Here is a 17,574-nt window from a genome sequence, read left to right on the forward strand (position 1 = left end):
GCCTGCCTACTCACGCATCCCCCTGTGATGAACCGCCAGGCGTCATGAGCAGCCCTGGTCTGGCAGCACCCTAAGGGACTGGTGCCCTCCGCTTCGCCCCAGACCTCCATGCCCTTCCGGCCCCCTGTCTCCCGGGAGGGGGGCGGAAGGGTGACTGGCTACGAGGGGTCGCTCGTTCGTGTCCTGGTTTCGATGCCACGCATCATCAATTTGATGCAGCATGTAGAGTTGGTAGAAATAAGGGATACCCTCTGGCCGCGGACGAGGCTCATGTCAGTCTACGAATATCTTCCGGAAGAAATTGCGCGGCTCGGTGTGACGAGAAAGGCCACCGGGCTCGCCCTCGGCCAGGTGCAGACGCATGTGCGGCTCTCCCGGGAACGCGAGGAACGCGCACGCAAAGGACCGGCAGAGCTCCTCAGCCTGAGTGAGCTGGCGATCGCCGTGTGGGAGCACCTTGAATGGAAGCGTGTCGCCCACGTGATGACGGAGCAGCAGATGCCTGTCTATGCACCGGGGCAGGATCGGCGTGTAGGTCGCCGTGAGGAGCAGCGGATGCAGCGTGTGGCCGCTGACGTAGCCGCGGCAGAGCAACATGGCGGGGTACCGGTCGAGATGCTGCGCCATCGGGTCTGCCGGATCGTTGCCCAGCGGGCCGGCTCCTTGGGTGAACCGCGCCTCACCGTCCACCTGATGGCCTCCTCCCTCAGTGAAGCCGCCCACCGGCCCTGGGCCGTCTACGGACGCCCAGACGGCTCTTACCGGCAGGGCGGATACCGGATTACCTCGGTCGAGCAGGTCCTTCCCGAACCCGGAGAATTGCTGTGATCCAGCTTCGAGAACACCAGGTAGAAGCAAATTCAAGAATCCGTAAATGGGTCGGATTCTCTGCAAGATCATCTGTGCCCGCTGAGGGGCTCCGTGGCACGGTCGTCTCCGCGACCGGTTCCGGGAAGACGATCACGGCCGCTTCGGCTGCGCTGGAATGCTTCTCCGGCGGCCGGATCCTCGTCACGGTCCCCACGTTGGACCTCCTCGTGCAGACCGCCCAGGCGTGGCGCCGAGTCGGCCACCGCTCCCCGATGGTTGCCGTGTGCTCGCTGGAGAAGGACGACGTCCTGGAGCAGCTCGGGGTGCGGACGACCACGAACCCGATCCAGCTCGCCCTGTGGGCCGGGCAGGGGGCCGTGATCGTGTTCGCTACGTACGCCTCTCTCGTGGACCGGGAGGACATCGATGCCCCGTTGGGTCAGCGGAAGGTGCGCGGGCCGCTGGAGGCCGCCCTGGCGGGCGGGGAGCGGCTGTACGGACAGACCATGGCCCCGTTCGACCTCGCGGTCGTAGACGAAGCCCACGGGACCGCCGGGGACCTCGGCCGGCCCTGGGCCGCGATCCACGACAACCAGCGGATCCCCGCGGACTGCCGGCTCTACCTGACCGCGACTCCGCGGATCCTCGCCGCTCCCCGCCCGCAGAAGGGCAAGGACGGCCAGGAGCTGGAGATCGCTTCGATGCTCAGCGACCCGGCAGGACCCTACGGCGAGTGGATTTTCGAGCTCGGGCTCTCAGAGGCCATCGAACGAGGAATTCTGGCAGGCTTCGAGATTGATGTCCTAGAAATTCGGGACCCAGAGCCGGTCAGTGGACTGTCGGAGGAGGCGTTGCGCGGGCGGCGTCTGGCGCTGCTGCAGACCGCGCTCCTGGAGCACGCGGCCGCATACAGCCTGCACACCGTCATGACCTTCCATCAGCGGGTTGAGGAGGCTGCGGCGTTCGCGGAGAAGCTGCCGCAGACCGCCGCACAGCTGTACGCGACCGAGGCGTCCGACAAGTTCCTCGAAGATGCGGCCGTATTGCCGCCGTCCTCGATCGGGGCCGAGCCGTACGAGCTGGAGCCGTTCCGGCACGTCCCTGCAGACCGAGTGTGGGCGAGCTGGCTGTGCGGCGACCACCTCGTGTCCGAACGGCGCGAGGTCCTGCGCCAGTTCGCAGGCGGCATCAACGCGGAGAACAGGCGGGTCCACCGCGCGTTCCTCGCGTCCGTTCGGGTCCTCGGTGAGGGCGTGGACATCGTGGGCGAGCGGGGAGTGGAGGCCGTGTGCTTCGCTGACACCCGCGGCTCCCAGGTGGAGATCGTGCAGAACATCGGCCGGGCGCTGAGGCCGAACCCGGACGGCAGTACGAAGGTCGCCAGGATCATCGTGCCCATCTTCCTGGAGCCCGGCGAGGACCCGGACGACATGGTCGCCTCAGCCTCGTTCCGCCCCCTTGTAGCCGTGCTCCAAGGGCTGCGTAGTCACTCCGAAAAGCTGGTCGAGCAGCTGGCATCCCACGCACTCTCGCGCAGCAAGCACGAGCGCAAGGTGCACGTGAAGCGTGACGACGAAGGGCGGATCGTCGGGGCCAGCGGCGAGGGCCAGAACCAAGACGGGACACAGGGCGCGGTGGAGTCCGCCCTGCTGCACTTCTCCAGCCCGCGCGACCCGGCGACGATCGCCGCCTTCCTGCGCACCCGGGTCTACCGGCCGGAGTCCCTCGTCTGGCTCGAAGGGTTCCAGGCCCTGCGCCGCTGGCGGACCGAGAACAGCGTCACCGGGCTGTACGCCGTGCCGTACGACGTTGAGGCCGAAGTCGGGGTCACGAACGCTTTTCCGCTGGGCAGGTGGGTGCACCAACAGAGGCGGGCGTACCGAGCCGGCGAACTGGACCAGCACCGCAAGGAGCAGCTGGACGACGAAGGCATGGTGTGGGAACCGGGCGATGAAGCGTGGGAGACAAAGCTGGCCATGCTGCGCTCATACCACCACGCTCACGGCCACCTCGCCCCGAGGCAGGACACCACGTGGGGCGGCGCTGAGAACGAGCTCGTGCCCGTCGGTCAGCACATGGCCAACCTCCGCAGGAAAGGCGGCCTCGGCAAGGACCCCGAGCGCGCGGCAGCACGGGCCGCCCAGCTCACCGCCATCGACCCGGACTGGAACTGCCCCTGGCCACTGGACTGGCAGCGCCACCACCGGGTCCTCGCCGACCTGATCGACACCGAGGCCAGCGGCGTGCTGCCCAGGATCGAACCCGGCGTGCTGTTCGAAGGCGACGACCTCGGCAAATGGCTCCAACGGCAGGCGAATTCCTGGACGGAACTGTCCGACGAACAGCAGCGACGCCTGTCCGAACTGGGCATCACGCCCGCTGAACGGCCCGCCCCAGCGGCCAAGGGCGCCGGGAAAACACCGGGGAAGACGTCAGCAGCCTTCCAGCGGGGAATCCAGGCTCTCGCTCAGTACGTCGCCCGTGAGGGCCACCACCGTGTTCCCAGGGCCCACGCAGAGGAGATCGCAGTCAAGGGCGAGGCCGCTCCGGTGGTCGTGAAGCTGGGCGTGTGGATCACCAACACCAAAACCCGCCGCGACAAACTCACCCCCGAACAACGCACCACCCTCGCCGAGCTGGGGGTGGAGTGGGCCAGGGCGTAGGGCATTCGGAGACAGCCCGCTCATCCCCCTGATGAACCTTCATCAGACCAAGGGCCGCGAGGCGGACACGACGATCCTCCTCCTGGGGCCAGACGAGTTCTACGGCTACGAGCAGGAGCCATTCACCGACGGGTCGCGACTGTTGTATGTCGTGTTGATCCGGGCCCGGCGTACAGCGGCGGTAATGCTGCTGTCCTACCTGTTCTCCGATCCGTCCTTCGACGTAGAAGGCGGGCCGACGCCGGGGAGAGTCCCACCATTCGGGCTGCTGGAGGCGCTGCCGGCAGAGGTGCGGGCGCTGGCGTGGCAGCACGCATTTGCGGGAGGTGGAGACCGGCTTCCCCGACACGGTCGGGCAGGGCCGTCCGCGTCCGCAGTTCGATCCGGCGACGCGAAGCCTGGCGCAGCAGGAGCTTGGCGGTGGCCATGGGGTGGTGGCTTTCGGTTGTGGCGGCGCAAATTGGGGGCATTGTGGCATCCGCCCCGGCGGCTATTCCGCGGCTTCGCTCAGCTGAGGGCGGAGACGGGCGGTCCGGCTCGCGGAGTTGGCCGTTGGAGGCCGTCTATGCCGTGCAGGTCATGGATCGGCGGGGAGAACGTTCACAGGTCGTCACGCCATGAGTTGTCGCGTCGTAGCGTCAGCGTTCCGGTGGCTTCCTGGGCGAGCCTGTTCCCGGCGGTGAGGATTTCGGCTACCTGGCACCGCAGAGGGGCCGGCAGCCAGGAAACGCGTCGTTCGGCGGTCAGCGGTTCTACTCGTTTCGGGGCCGGCCCTTGGAGGTTTTCGCTCAGCAGGAGCCGGTAGAGGCCACGGGCGGGTCGGATTGGCGGAAGCTGTGATGCGGTTGCTGACACGTTGGCTCTTTGGGGAATGGTGAGGCCGTCGTCGTCGAGGTCGCCGTAGTAGGCGATGTCCGTCACGCCTTCGAGTTGTGCGATGCGGGTGATCGAGGCTTCGAAGGCGTGACCGCCGCCGAACGCAACATGGCCCACTCGACCGCAGTTGTCGGCCAGGAGTGAGCTGACGGTTTCGAAGGTGTCGCTGTTTTCGATCACCAGGACGGTGCCGCCGTCACCGACGCGGTTGTGGGCCAGGGGTGGCGGGATCCGCTTGGCGGACAGTGTGGCCAGGGTGAGGCGGCGGGGTGCGAAGAGCGTGCTGGATGTCAGTGCGTCTAGGCGCTTTTCGTCACCGAAGATCTCCAGTGAGCGCTCGCGCATGGGGACGACGGTCCGTTGTCGGTCGTCCCCATGCGTGTCGCGCAGCCACCGGTTGATGGTCTTGAGGGTTTCGGTTTGTGAGGTGGTCAGTGTGGCGGTGTTCGCCCAGGAGAGCTCGCGGCGCCATAGCACAGGTGCTGTCGTGCGCGGAGGTCTGCTCTCGGTCGTCTTGGGCAGACGCAACCAGCGTGGCAGCGGTGGCTGTGTGGTGTCCCATCCGTCACGGCTGCGCGGCAGTTGTATGAGCTGGTGGTCGGCGAGTTCGTCAAGCAGGGCGGACAGAACGGGGCGGCCCTGTGTGGTGCCGGCTGTGCCGGGGCAGGCCTGGCCGAAGGCCGTGAGGATCGTGGCCTGTTCGACCCGGTGGTGGGTGGTCGCGGTGAGGGTCGCGGCCAGGCAGGCCGCCGACGAGGACAGCGGTTGCCGCTCGGTGTCGTTGCCGCCTTGGCTATCGTTCATCGGCCCGAGGCCGTCTCGCTGGAGGGGCTGTCTGCCGGGGTCACCTCGACGGGGTCGGGCGGGGTGTGGGCATCGCGTGGTTTCACCAGCAGCCGTGCTGCGGAGAGCCGTCCGGTGACGCCGTCCTCGTCCGGTGGCGTGGGGCGGGTGACGCGGTCGGTGACGTGCAGGTGCCGTGTCCCAGTGCGCTGATCGGCGTCGTTGCGCAGTCGGATGCACAGGGGGAACGTGGCCAGCACGCGGTCCTCCATGTTTCCGGTGGTGTAGATCAGTTGGACGCCGAGGGCGGCGGCCATGTTCATCTGCAGGGTCAGTAGGTAGTCGGCGTTCGCCTTGCCGATCGGGTTGTCCAGGATCAGCATGCCGCCGAGGCGGGTGGTGCTGCGGGTCCCGGTCTGGGTGCTGCTGCGGAGTGCTGCGAGAGTGCAGTACAGCATGATCGCGCCGGTGAGTTCCTGGCCTCCTGAGAACACTTTGCTCATGTCGCTGATGGAGGCGTAGTCGGCGCGGCCGGCGGCGTCAGGCTTGAGGATTTCGACCTTGAAGTCGCGTGGGACCGCGGCCCCGACACAGCGCAGTACGAGGTCACGGCCGGGCAGGCTGGGCTGAGTGCGGGCGGTCTCGTCCAGGGTCTCGGCGATGCGTACGGCTAGGACCTGTGCTTCGGGCTTGCTGAAGCCGATCTTGAGGATCTTCTGTCTGGCCCAAACTCCGGCGCCTTCGGGTAGGCAGGAAAGCCGTTCGGCCTTCTCTAGCAGACTCAGCGCGTGGCTGGTGCGGTGCTTGAGCTGGTCGATGAGCAGGCTGCGGTGGCGTTCGGAGCTCTCCAGGTCGGTGGTCAGGCTGGCGGCCCGGTCGGTCAGTTGGGCCGCCCACTGTGCGGCGCGCTCGACCAGCGACGTTTTGTCGATGTCGGTGAGCTGGTGGTAGATCGGCGCCTTGAGGGCGCCGAAGCGGTTCTGGTTGGCCGTGTCACGGAATTCCAGGATCGCCTCGTCCAGGTCCTGGTTCGCGTCGCGCAGCTGGTCCATCGCATCGCTGTGCGCCTTGGTCGCCTCATCGGCAGCGTGTTGCGCCTCGTCGGCGGTTTTGGCGAACGGTGCGGCGTGGGAGGGGAGGTCCAGTCTGCGGATGGCGGACGCCAGGCCGCGGTGGACGACGGTCATCTCGCGTGCCCCGGCTTCGGTCTTGCGGAGTTTGCGCTCGTTGGAGCGTTCGGCATCGAGGGCTTCCTGGAGCTGGGTCTCGGTGTCCTTCAGCCCGGCACCGGCCCGTTCGGTGAGGTGGGTGCCTTCGGCGGGGTTCGACGGGGTCCATTCGGTGTCGAGACTGGTCCAGGGCAGGCCGCTGGGCTGGCCGGCGGCCTGTGCTTCTGCATGGAGTTGGCCGCTGCGCTCACTGAGCGAGTGGTGTTCACCTTCCAGCGTCTTGACCGTGCGGGCCAGGCGCCGTTTCGTGGCCTCGAGGGTTTCGGTGCTGCCGGCTTGGGCGGAGGCGGCCAGCACTTCGGCGCGGGCCACGATGTCGGCCGGTTGGCCACGGAGTTCGCCGTCACGGTTGGATGCTTCCTGTTGCGCTTCCTCGACGCGCCGCAGCAGGTCCTCGCCGACCTCCACGGCGCCCAGGCCTGCCGCTGCTTCCTCGTAGGCGATCTCAAGAGCGGCCAGGTCCGGTTCGCCTGCGGGAGGGTTCAGGGGCTGGTTTCCGTAGACGACCTTGTCCATCCGGGCGGTGTACGAGGCGGCATCGCGGCGCAGCGACTCGGCCTGCACGGCGCATTCGGTGACCTGGCGCCGCAGGCGGGCGGCGGTGTCGCGGTGGTCCTGGGCTGTTGCTCGACGCTCTTCGGCCTGGGTGTGGAGTTCGCCGCTCTCGGCACGGTGGGTGTCGGCTTCGGCGACCTCCTGTGCGAGCCGGCCGAGGGCTTCGCAGGTCCGGGCAGCGTTGAGTGCGGCACGTTCGGCGTCCGACACGGCGGTGCCATGCTCGTCGAGGGTCTCCAGGGCCTGGGTGTATGCGTTGCGTGCGGCATTCAGCGCGGACTCGGCCTCGCGTGCTGTGGTGGCCAGGGCCTGCGCCGCCGAGCGGGTCTGCTCGGCGTTCCCCGGCGGGTGGTGGCACAGCCAGGTGTCGAGCCAGCCTTCCAGCTGGAAGGCCGCCGTCTGGCGTGCGGAAAGGTCTTCCAGGGGCCGGCGGCGACCGGCGATGCGGGTTTCGGCCTGTTCCCGCAGCGCGGCGGCGGCGTCGCAGTCGTGCAGGGCGGGGGTCGGCTCGACGACGAAGCCGCTGTTCGGTGGGGCCGGCTCTGTGTGCAACGGTTCGGGGGTGGAGACAAGTACAGCTGCTGCCGGCAGCAGCGGGTTCTGCGTCAATACGGCCTGCGCTTTGCGCAGGGTTTCCTGGTCGGTCACCACGATGCCGTCGACCACTGCGGGGTGGGCCTGGATGGCTGCGGCATGCAGGCGCGGGTTCACCAGCTGTTCCAGAGCCCTCCAGCCGGCCATTGCGTCGATGCCGTGGCCGGCCAGCAGTTCGAGGAGGTCCTCGACGGCCTGGCGCGGCGGCATGAGGGCATCGTCCTCGACGGTGAGGGCGGCGATCAGTCGCTGGTCCGCCCGGTCGTCGGCTTTCAACGCGTCCAGCTGCTCCCCTGCCGACGCCTGGACCGAGGCTGCCAGGTGACGCAGCGGGGAGGCGTTGTGCTCCAACCACAGGACGGGGTCGCCGCCGGGCACGTCCTCGCCGTCATCGAGTTCGGCGAGTTCCCGCAGCAGCGTGTGGGAGGTGAGTTCTGCTGCGGCACTGTGGGTGTCCGTGACCGCCCGCGCTGCAGCCTCGGCTGCAGCGCGGGCGGTCACCTCGGGTTCGATCAGCTGGTTCGCCCGCTCCTCGAGTCGGCGGGCGTCCCGCTCGAGCTGCTGGTGAGCGGCGCGTTCCTCCGTCGCCCTGGTGTCGAGGCGGGCTGCCTCGGTACCCAGGCGGGCATCGGCTTCCGCAACGGACTCGTTCTCCTCGAGGAGCCCGGTCTGCCGTGCCTGCTCGAGGCGGAGGTCCACCTTCTTGATCTGTTGGGCGAGCAGCTCGGCCCGGGCTGTGTGCGAGGCGGCCAGTCGTTCGTCCTTGACAGCACGGTCCTCGGCCTCGCCCCCTTGCGCCGTTTTCGTGGCGCTTGTGTGGTCGAGGTCGTCGGCCTGCGTCGCACACTGCTGCGCCCTGCCGCGCAGGCTGCCGGCGAACTGGGCCCCGGCCTGGTCGCGGCGGAGCCGGGCGGCGCCTGCGGCCAGTTCCGCAGCGTCCAGCAGCTCGCTGGCCACACGGTACTTCTCGTGTGCGGCAGCGGCTTTCAGCACCGTGGGGACCAGCATCCATGCGGTGAGCTCGTCGCGTTCGGCGTCGAGCTGTTCTTGAACCTGTGCGGCTTGGGCGCGTGCGGCATGGCGACGCAGGAACAGGGTGCTGCGTCGTACTTCCTTGTGGAGCAGGTCGGCGTGGTCACGAGCCTGTTGTCGTTCTTCGGTGTGCGCCCGGGCGGTCTCATGGCCCGCGCGGTGTTTCTGCACGGCTCCTTCCGAGCGGTGGACGAATTCGCGGATTTCCGCAGCGAGTTGCCCCAAGGTGGTCGCAGCGGTGCGGGCCGCGGCGGCCGCTGCCGTGTGCGCGTCCTTGCGTCGGGCCAACTGCTCGGCGGCTGCCCCGGTGGCCGTGGAGAAGTCGCGGTCCAGCAGCAGCTGCTCGCGCCGACCGATGTTCTTGGCGTAGGCGCCGAAGGCGTCACCCAGCTCGGTGAAGTCATCGGCGTCCAGCGCCTTGCTCAGCATCCATTCCGCGAACTGCCGGCCGGTGGTGGTCTTGAACGCCTCGGCCGCGTCTCCCTCGTCCACGTTCATCGCTTGCTGGACGGCGAACAGGTCCGGCTCCAGGCCGAGCCGGCGCAGGTGCTTCTCCCACTCCCCCTGGCGTTTCTCGATCTCTACGTGCAGTGTTTTGTCATCGGCGTCCAGCCGCTTGAGCGCGTCGTGGAATGCATTCATCCGCAGCCGCCGCCGACCCTCGGCAAACGGGAGCGTGGCCAAGGTCGTTGCTGCGTTGGGATGCAGCGAGTAGAACATCCGGTCGATCTTGTCGTCCGTGGTCGGGGCCAGCACCTGCCCAGTCACCAGGGTTTCGCCAGTGCGGACATTGACCCATTCCAGGGCCACATGGGAGGGGGCCGCCGCGGACACCACGTAGGCGCGCAGTGCCTCACGTCCTTTGCGGGACTGCCGTTCGGGCAGCACCGTGGACAGGAGCATCCGGATGAACACGGACTTCCCGCCGCCGTTCTCCAGGACCAGCAGTGTCGCGGGTGCGGGACGGCGGAACAGCTGCCCGGCCGTGGGGATCAGGGCGTGGGCCGGGATCGGCAAGCCGCCGTCGGACAGATCGAGCGGGACGTCGTCGTACCGGGCTCCCATCGGGCCGATGTTGTACAGGCGGACGCGGTTGAGTTCGTACATCGCTGGGATCAGGCTCCTGGCTCGGCTGCGGGCAGGGAGGCGGGTGCTGCGGCATCGGCCGTGTCCGTGGATTCGGCGTGCGGGCTGTGGAACGAGGGCTCGCCGTCGAGCCCGACGGTGATCCCGAGCTCGGCCAGCTGGCCGAGCATCTGCTGGCCGGCCAGCTCCCGTACCTGGATCTGGTAGCGGGCGGTGGTGGTGTAGGTGCCGGCGTTCTCTTTGCCTGCGCGCCTCAGCATCCCGTTGTCCGCGAGGTACTCGGCCACCCGCTTGATGATCGCGTGCCTGCTCTTGGAGTGGGCACGGTCATCCCCGGTGGAGGCCACGGGGTTGCGTCGCTGGTAGTAGCGCCACAGGTGGATGAGGTCCGGGTGGTCGACCGGGACTCCGTCGTCGGCGTCGGTGTCAGCGGCTTGGCGTTCCAGTTCCTTGGTGGCTTGCTCGACCATCGCGTCGATGTGACGGACGGTGACGCGGCCGACGTGGGATTCGTCGTCCAGGTCCTCGGGGCGGTAGTAGGCGAGCGCGGCGATGGCCAGGTGGGCCAGTGCCGCGATCGGCCGGTCGGCGGGCTTGCTGATGTGGTCGGTGACGCTGACCGCGAACTGTGTTTCAGCGGTCGCCCCGAGCACCAGTCCGGCCCGTGGGTCGGCGGCGATCACGGTCAGGTCGAATCCGCGTGCGGCGGCGTGCAGTTGCTGCACGAACTGCGGATCGGTGCGGCAGCGGCCGATCAGCGTGGCGTACTCGGCGTTGCGCCGGGGTGTCAGGCCGGGTTGGAAGCCGAAGGCGAGCAGTCTGGTGACGGCGGCCGTGTCGTCAATGTTGTTCACGCCGCGCCCTCCTCGAAGTCGGTGCCGATGGTCAGGACGGTGGCGGCGGGGCCCCGGACCACCAGCAGGTCGTGGCCGGCGAACAAGGCGTCGTCCAGTTCGCTGTCGTCGGCCAGCGCCGCCAGTACCGTGCCGCGGTCGGGGGCGTAGCGCGGGGCGCCGAACAGGCCCAGCACGTGCAGGGCGAGCAGGTGGTCGAGGTCTGGCTGCCCGGCCGTCGTAGCGCTGCGGCGTGCCGTGTTCAGGAGCTCGGACAGGCGCACCCCGTCGGTGTCGGCCTGTTCCAGCAATCCTTCGACGGCTGTGTACTGATCGTCGGAGAAGACGCTGGTGTCGTGCGTGTCGCCGAATTCCGGCTCGATGATCAGGCCATCGTCGCCGTCAGGTTCGGCCGGCGGCGTCATGAGGCTGGCGATCAGGTCCGGAAGGTAGATGGTTGCGGGGCGGTGCGGCGGTGTCGCCGCCGTCGCGAACTGGTCCAGTAGCGGATACGCCTGCCGCACCGGCAGTTGCAGGGCCGGCTGGAGTAGTTGGCGCTCGAGGTTGATGTGGGACCGGCTCGGGGGCGGCACGAAGCTCTGGCGTTCTTGTTCGGCGCGGAACCGTTCTCCGATCTCCTGCAGATTCGCCTGAAGTGAGGCGTGCCGGCGCAGGCATTCCTCGAGGATCGCGATCAGCTCGGCGGCCTGGGCCGGGGTGGTGTCCTCGGTGCTGTTCTCCATCATCCGGACGAGGTTGTCCTTGATGGTGTTTTCGGCGTTGATGCGGTCCTCGATGTGCTCAAGCGCTTCGGTCTGCATGCGCTGCACGTCACGGACCCAGTCCACGGAGCGGATGTCGCGGCGCATCCCCTCCAGGCGGGTGCGGATGTGCTCGGTGTATTGCACGGTGCGGCGCAGCGCCATCTCCGCGGCGCGGTGGGCGTCGGTGAGCCGCCCTCGTCGGACCAGGGCTTCCAACTTGGCGTCGGCGGCAACCTGTTCGGAGGCGATGTCGAGGTCCACCGCTCCGACGAGTACGGCGATCGCCTCGTTGGAGGCGCGCAGCCGTGGCCGCCCATCGGGTCCCGGGACTTCGCGCAGCAGCTTGAAGGAGAAGCGGTGCGAGGTGTAGGTGCCGTTGGAGGTGATTCCGTAGACGTGGCTGAAGTCGCGGTCGACGGTGCCGACGTTCAGCAGGCTGTCGAGGACCCAGCGGGCCACGTCGGTGTGTTCGTCGCGGTCGCGCTGCGGTATCTGCAGGCCGGCGACACGGGCCACGGCGGTCACGATGTCTTCGTGTCGTGCGCCGTCGTCGAAGTCCATCTTCAGGGTGACGGTGTCGATGGCGGTGAGTGCCAGCTCCTCCATCTGGTAGCCGGTCCACTCGCGTGAGGTGAGCAGTGGCTTGCGGCGTTCCAGGTCGAGGACCGGGTCGGCTACGGCGAGTGCCTTCACTCGGGTTGCAAGTCCCAGCGTGTCGCGGCCGCGAAGTCCCGCTTCAGACATCCAGTTCCCTTCCCGCCCCATGAACTGCCGTCACGACGATCAAAATGAGGGTGGCCTGTCGGGGGCCTGAGGGCCAGGGGGCCTTGCGTGGATTCCGGACGCGCCCCGGCCCGTCGGCACCGCTATTGCGTTAGTGTCTGCAGGCCGCTGGCCAGGTCGGCTTGTACGAGGTCGTCGCGCTCTGCCGGGGTCAGCCAGCGCGTGCTGGACCCGGTGGCCCCCCGCTCCACCCACAGCACCGCGTCGACGGCCTCGGCGACGGCGTGCAGATGGCTGATCACCATGACGAGGCGGTCGCCGCCGGCCCGGGCGCGCAGCACGTCCAGGGCCGAGTCCAGTGCAGCCGAATCAAGCGCTGCGAAACCTTCGTCGAGGAACAGGGAGCCCAGGCTCGATCCGCTGCGGGAGTGCAGTTCGGCCAGGGCCAGGGCCAGGGCGAGTGAGGCCTGGAACTTCTCCCCGCCGGACAGCCGGTTCGGGTGGTGGTTGACCCCGGAGGTGCGGCTGATGATGTCGAAGTTGTCGGCGAAGCCGAACCGGTCGTCGGACATCTGGCCGAGCAGGTCACTGGCGACGTCGCGCAGCGCGCGGGTGCGCAGCATCGTGAGGTGAGCCAGGAACTTGGCGTCGACCAGTTCCCGGCGCAGTACGTCCAGCGCCTTGGCCCGGGCGGTGCCGGCGGTGACGGCGAAGTCCAGGTCGGCGGCCGGTTTGATCATGTCCTGTGCGGTCTGTTGCTTGTGCCGCTGGTCCGTGGCCTCCATACCCGCCTGTGCGGCGGCCGTGACCAGGGGGTGCAGGGCGTCTGCTGCCGTCAGGTCGGTGGTGGGGTCGAACCCGTCGACCTCGGCGAGTGCGGACGTCTGTTCACGCAGGCTCGCCGTCGCGGCCGCTGCGCGCTGGGCGGCGGCGTCGGCGTGCTCGGCGAGCTTGTCGTTCAACGTCGCGGTGGCCGTGGCCAGTTCGGCGGCGAACTGGCAGGTGGCGGGGATCCCTGGCGCGGCGGGGGTCTGCGGCGCGGGGCATGCCTCGGCTGCGTCGAGGTAGGTGACGGCGTCGGTGACGGCTTGGGCCCAGGCGTCCAGGTTGCCGCGCAACTCGCTCAGCGGGCGGTCCACATCGGTGCGGGTCTCCTCGTCCAGGGCACGCTGCCGGCTGAGCACGGCGTTCTTCTCCTGTCGTGCTGATTCCCGCTGGTCGAACAACTCTTGGAGTGCGGTCTGCCGGGCGGCCACGGCATCGAGTGCGGTGGACGCCGCATCGGCGGTCACCTCGATCGCATCGCCGGGCAGTGTGGCCCGGATCCGCGGGGGCAGCGCGGCCAGGGCGCGGGTGGTCTTGGCCACGGCGCGGGTGTGTGCCGAAAGAGCGGTCTGGTGGCCTTCGACGGCGCGTTGGTGGGATTTCTTGCGCTCGTTGAGCGTCGCGCGGTCCGTGTCGATCCGGGCGGTGCGGTGGTGCACGTCGGCCTGCAGCTGCTCGGCTTCGGTTTCGGCTGCGTGTTCGCATGCGGTGAGCGCGTCGGTGATCGGTGCGATGTCCTGCTCGAGGAGCTCCTCGTGGTGTGCGGAGCCGTCGGCGGCAGGAGTGGCCCGGGCGGTGGTGACGGCGGTTAGTGCCGCCATCGCCGCCGCGTCGTCGAAGTGGCCGGCGGCGGCGGTGGTCGCGAGATCGCTGAAGGCGCTCTTGGCCTTGGCCTCGGTCTCGCGCGCGGTCTGCTGCGCCGTGTCGTGGTCCGTGTCCCGTTCGCGGATGGCTGTTTCGGCCGCCGTCACGGCGGCGCGGGCCCGGGCGAGCTGGTCGGCGGCGTTTTCCTGTGCACGGTTCGCGTGGGTGAGTTGGGTTCTTGCCTCGGCCAGTTCGGCGGCATCGCTCCCGGGCGCCGGTTCGAAGCCGTCCGGGAGTTGCCTGAGGCAGATGGGGCAGTCGTCGCCGTCGTGCAGGTCAGCGCCGATTGCGGCGGCCTGGTCGCGTTGTTGCAGCGTTTCCACGCTTGTCCGGGCGGCGTCACGGTTTCCTTCGGCTGAGGCGTGTGCCTCTTGCATCTCGCCGCACCGCCCGCGGGCGGCTTGATGCTGGCTCGCCGCGGCGCTCTGGCCGCGTACGGCATCGGCGAGGCGGCCGGCTGCCGTGAGGGCCGCAGCCAGATGGGTGCGGGCCGCGGCGGCCTGCTGGCGCACATGCTTGGCCGTTTGGGCGGCGGCACGCGCCTTGTGCGCCGAGGGTTCTATCTGTGCGGCGCGTTCGACGAGTTCTTCTTCGGTGCGGGTGATGGCCTCGTCTTCGTCGGTGAGTTGTTCGTTCTGCTGGGCGAGCCGGTCGCGTTCGCCGCGGTGCTCTTCGGCGTCCGCCGCGAGGGCTTCAAGGATCACCGCGGCCTTGCTGAGGGCGTCTTGTCCTTCGCCTTCCGCGTCTGCGGCAGCGATCGCATCCGTCAGGCCGCTTTCCTGCTCTGCGGCACGGGTGGCCTGGATGTTCAGGGCCTCGCGTCGCGCGGCGATGTCGGCGGCGACCGGTTCGAGGGCCTCGAGGGTGGTGCCCGCGTCGGACACGGAGCGCGCGAAGAGCATGTGGGCAGCGGCGGTGGCCCCTGCGGTGGCGGCCTGTGCCGTGGAGGATTCCTTCTGCAGCTGGGTGATGCGGCCGACGGCCGCGTTGAGGTGCTCGGCGCGGGTTTCGGCCTGTGCGGCGGCCGCCCCGGCTTCATCGGCGGCCTGTGCGGGGTCGTCCGGCATGGCCTCGCGCTTGGTCTTGGCGACCGCCAGGAGGCTGTTGAGCGTCTCGCGTTGGCGGGCGGCGGTTCGCTGGATGGTTTCCAGTGACTCGGCGCCGAACAGTTCCCGCAGCAGTTTGCCGCGTTCTTTGGGGGCCGCGATGAGGAGCTGATCGAACTTGCCCTGCGGCAGCAGTCCCACGCGCAGGAACGTCTCGTAGCTCATCTGCAGCACCGCTTCGAGGCGGTCGTCGACGTGATTGGCGTTGTCGGTTTCCTCGCCGGTGTCGAGGTTCTTCAGATGGTGCCGGCCGGCGTTCGGGTTGGTGGCATGCATGGTGCGGTGGACGTGCCAGCGTTGCCCCTCGTGCAGGAAGGTGAGGTCCACGCTCATGGCCTGGGCACCGTCGGCGATGAGCTGTCCGGGCTTGGTGGCGCTCCAGGAGCTCTTGCGGAACAAGGCGTAGCTGATGCCGTCGAGGAGACTGCTTTTGCCGGCTCCGGTGTCACCGACGACGCCGACCAGGCTTGTGCCGGTGAAGTCGACGGTGACCTGTCCGGGGTAGCTGCGGAATCCGGTGAGGGTGAGCGTCAGGGGCTTCATCGCGTCGTCTCCGCTGCGGTGGTGTCGGTGCCGGACAGCAGGCCTGAGCGGTCGATGCTGTTGAGGGGCCGACCGTCGATGGCTGCGGTCAGCAGGGTCTCCTCGCAGCACGGTGCCGGGTCGTCGAGGTCGGGTTCGGCTTGCAGATGTGCGAGGGCGTTCATGGCACGGTCCAGGGCCAGTCCGGTGGTTCCGTGGCCGCGCAGGTAGTCGCGCAGCAGTTCTTCGATGCCGGGCAGTTCGGTGGGGGCCTTCCGCTGGCCCGGCACGCTCTCGGCGGCCCCGGCGCGGCGTTCGTCGACGTCGACGAGGGTTGCCCGCGGCAGCATCTTGGCCAGGGTGTCGGGAAGGTATGGGTCGGGAACCTCGACGTCCACTACCGCCTTCACCCAGGCGTCGTTGACCCTCGCGGCGCGTTGCGCGATTTCTTCCAGGGTGCCCTCCAGGCGGACCAGGCGGCGGCCGGAGGTCAGGGGAACGGGGTCGATGCGGGGCGTGGCGTCGGGGCCGACCTCGGCCAGCACCACGCTCTTGGTGTCGCCGCTCTCGCCGAAGTCCATCTGCAGGGGGCTGCCGGCGTAGTGGGCCGGGTATCCGGCGCGCTGGACATGCTGGGGTTTGTGGATGTGGCCGAGGGCGCCGTAGGCGACGTCGGGCAGGTCGGCGGCGGCCGTCGCGTACTCGTCGGCGATGGAGATCTTCCGTTCCGAGTAGGAGGGGAGGGCACCTTCCACGAACAGATGGGCGGCGAAGACCAAAATGTCCCGGGCGTCGCGTCCTGCGGCGAGGCGGCGGTAGACGTCGGCCTGAACGGTGCGCAGTCGCTCGGCGTAGGTCGCGGTCGTCAGGGCGGGGTCGGTGAAGTCGTAGGCGAACCGGTTGGGGTGCAGGTACGGCAGCGCGCCGATGCGCAGCGTCAACTCACCGTTCTGGGCGGGGTAGTCGGCCACCAGCAGGCCGTCGGGGCGGGCGTCGGTAGCGAAGCGGACCCGGGCTTGTTCGTCTTCGCCGATGCCCGTGCCGTTCAAGATGAATTCCAGGAAGGCCAGGACGTTGCGGGTGTCGTGGTTACCGGCGACGACGACCACGGGGGCGATCTCGCCGAGGCGGCGCAGCGCCTGCGCGGCGCGGCGAAGGTCGTCCAGTCCCGGCCGGGAGGCATCGAACAGGTCACCGCTGTGCACGATCAGGTCGGGGGCGAAGTCGTCGGCGATGTCGACGATTTCATCCAGGACGGCGTCGACTTCGGCGTCGCGTCGATGGCGGCCGAGCGGTTTGCCCAGGTGCCAGTCGGAGGTGTGGAAGATGCGTCCCGTCACGGGTGCCTCCAGGAGGGCCGGGTGAGGTTCGATGGCGCCGACTGTACACGGAAACACGGGAAAAAGTCTGGAAACTCTGGAACTCTGGTAACGTCTACGGCATGAGCGATCCTCTGGATGCCCTGGAGAAGAGCATCAGCAGCCTGCGCCGTGCGATCCGCGCCGCTTCCGCCGCAGGCGACAGCGAGCGTGCCGGTGAGCTGCGGGCGCAGCTCCGCCGCGCCGAGCGGGCCTGGGACACCCTGATCGATACCGGAGACCCGGTACCCGCGCCACCGCCGCGCACCGTGGCGGGAGTACCGCCGGTTGCGCTCGGATCGCAGCTTCCAGCACGCGAGCACGTCCACCGAGCCCTGATGCTGCTCGGGACGCCGGCCGCCCCCAAGCTGATCGTGGGGGTGCACGAGGCGTTCTTCCTCGGCGAGCTGTCCGCGTCCAAGCTGTCCAGCCTGCGCCGGGACGAAGAGCGTTCCTACAAGTCCAGCCCCGGAGCCCGGCCGTACTACCTCTGCCCGGCGCTGTCACACGACCTGCTGACGCCGGTACGGGCGCTCGTCACCATCAGTACCTGGACGCTGGAACAGCGCATCATCGGCCCACTGTCCCCGCGCGTCGACTTCCTCACCAGCGCCATCCGTGTCGCCGAGGCGGTCCACGCTCCCACGACGTCCACGAAGGGAGAGCCCCGCCCGGCGGCGCTGCGGCTGTTGTGGCGCTTCGCAGCGAACATCCCCGACGCGATGCCGAGGGGCGCTCCCGGGCACGAGAGCGCACTGGACCCGCAGCAGGTGATCGATGCCGCCCAGACCGAGCTGGACGTGCACCTCCATGCCGACCGCGCAACCCGGGCCGAGGCCTCACGGCGGGCCCGCACATCGCTGGGCGACGCCCAGCAGCTGTTCGGCGCGCCCCCGCAGAACGTCACACCGCTGCGGGCCCGGGCCTGACACCCCGTCCCCTCCCCCGCAA

General features: G+C 69.0%; 9 protein-coding genes. 3 read left to right on the forward strand and 6 right to left on the reverse strand.

Features of this window, described 5'->3' with window-relative positions; all coding sequences use genetic code 11:
• The first annotated feature begins 192 nt into the window (after positions 1-192).
• Positions 193-828, forward strand: a complete 636-nt coding sequence (locus OG758_RS00005) for a hypothetical protein (protein WP_326707976.1) — start codon at positions 193-195, stop codon at positions 826-828.
• Entirely contained in the window at positions 825-3,473 is a 2,649-nt protein-coding gene (locus OG758_RS00010; protein WP_326707977.1) for a DEAD/DEAH box helicase, read from the forward strand. Before OG758_RS00005 ends, OG758_RS00010 begins: the two co-directional genes overlap by 4 nt.
• Before the next feature lie 600 nt (positions 3,474-4,073).
• Here OG758_RS00010 and OG758_RS00015 read toward each other — a convergent pair.
• The 6 genes from OG758_RS00015 to OG758_RS00040 form a co-directional block, all read right to left on the reverse strand.
• Entirely contained in the window at positions 4,074-5,153 is a 1,080-nt protein-coding gene (locus OG758_RS00015) for a Wadjet anti-phage system protein JetD domain-containing protein (protein ID WP_326707978.1), read from the reverse strand.
• Positions 5,150-9,649, reverse strand: coding sequence for a hypothetical protein (locus OG758_RS00020; protein ID WP_326707979.1), 4,500 nt, complete (start codon positions 9,647-9,649; stop codon positions 5,150-5,152). The genes OG758_RS00015 and OG758_RS00020 overlap by 4 nt, the downstream gene beginning before the upstream one ends.
• Positions 9,650-9,657: 8 nt before the next feature.
• The gene (locus tag OG758_RS00025) at positions 9,658-10,482 is read right to left on the reverse strand and encodes a hypothetical protein (RefSeq protein WP_326707980.1); all 825 of its coding nucleotides are present in this window, start codon (positions 10,480-10,482) and stop codon (positions 9,658-9,660) included.
• A complete protein-coding gene (locus tag OG758_RS00030; protein WP_326707981.1) occupies positions 10,479-11,969 on the reverse strand; it encodes a hypothetical protein in 1,491 nt (496 codons plus the stop codon). Before OG758_RS00030 ends, OG758_RS00025 begins: the two co-directional genes overlap by 4 nt.
• Before the next feature lie 122 nt (positions 11,970-12,091).
• The gene (locus OG758_RS00035; protein ID WP_326707982.1) at positions 12,092-15,286 is read right to left on the reverse strand and encodes an SMC family ATPase; all 3,195 of its coding nucleotides are present in this window, start codon (positions 15,284-15,286) and stop codon (positions 12,092-12,094) included.
• Positions 15,283-16,605 (reverse strand): metallophosphoesterase family protein, encoded by a 1,323-nt coding sequence (locus tag OG758_RS00040; RefSeq protein WP_326707983.1) that lies wholly within the window; start codon positions 16,603-16,605, stop codon positions 15,283-15,285. The genes OG758_RS00035 and OG758_RS00040 overlap by 4 nt, the downstream gene beginning before the upstream one ends.
• A gap of 101 nt (positions 16,606-16,706) precedes the next feature.
• Here OG758_RS00040 and OG758_RS00045 point away from each other — a divergent pair, with 101 nt between their 5' ends.
• Positions 16,707-17,552 (forward strand): hypothetical protein, encoded by an 846-nt coding sequence (locus tag OG758_RS00045; protein ID WP_326707984.1) that lies wholly within the window; start codon positions 16,707-16,709, stop codon positions 17,550-17,552.
• The last annotated feature ends 22 nt before the right edge of the window (positions 17,553-17,574 follow it).

Origin of the sequence: Streptomyces sp. NBC_01474 (assembly GCF_035918215.1) — a bacterium.
GTDB lineage: Bacteria > Actinomycetota > Actinomycetes > Streptomycetales > Streptomycetaceae > Streptomyces > Streptomyces aureus.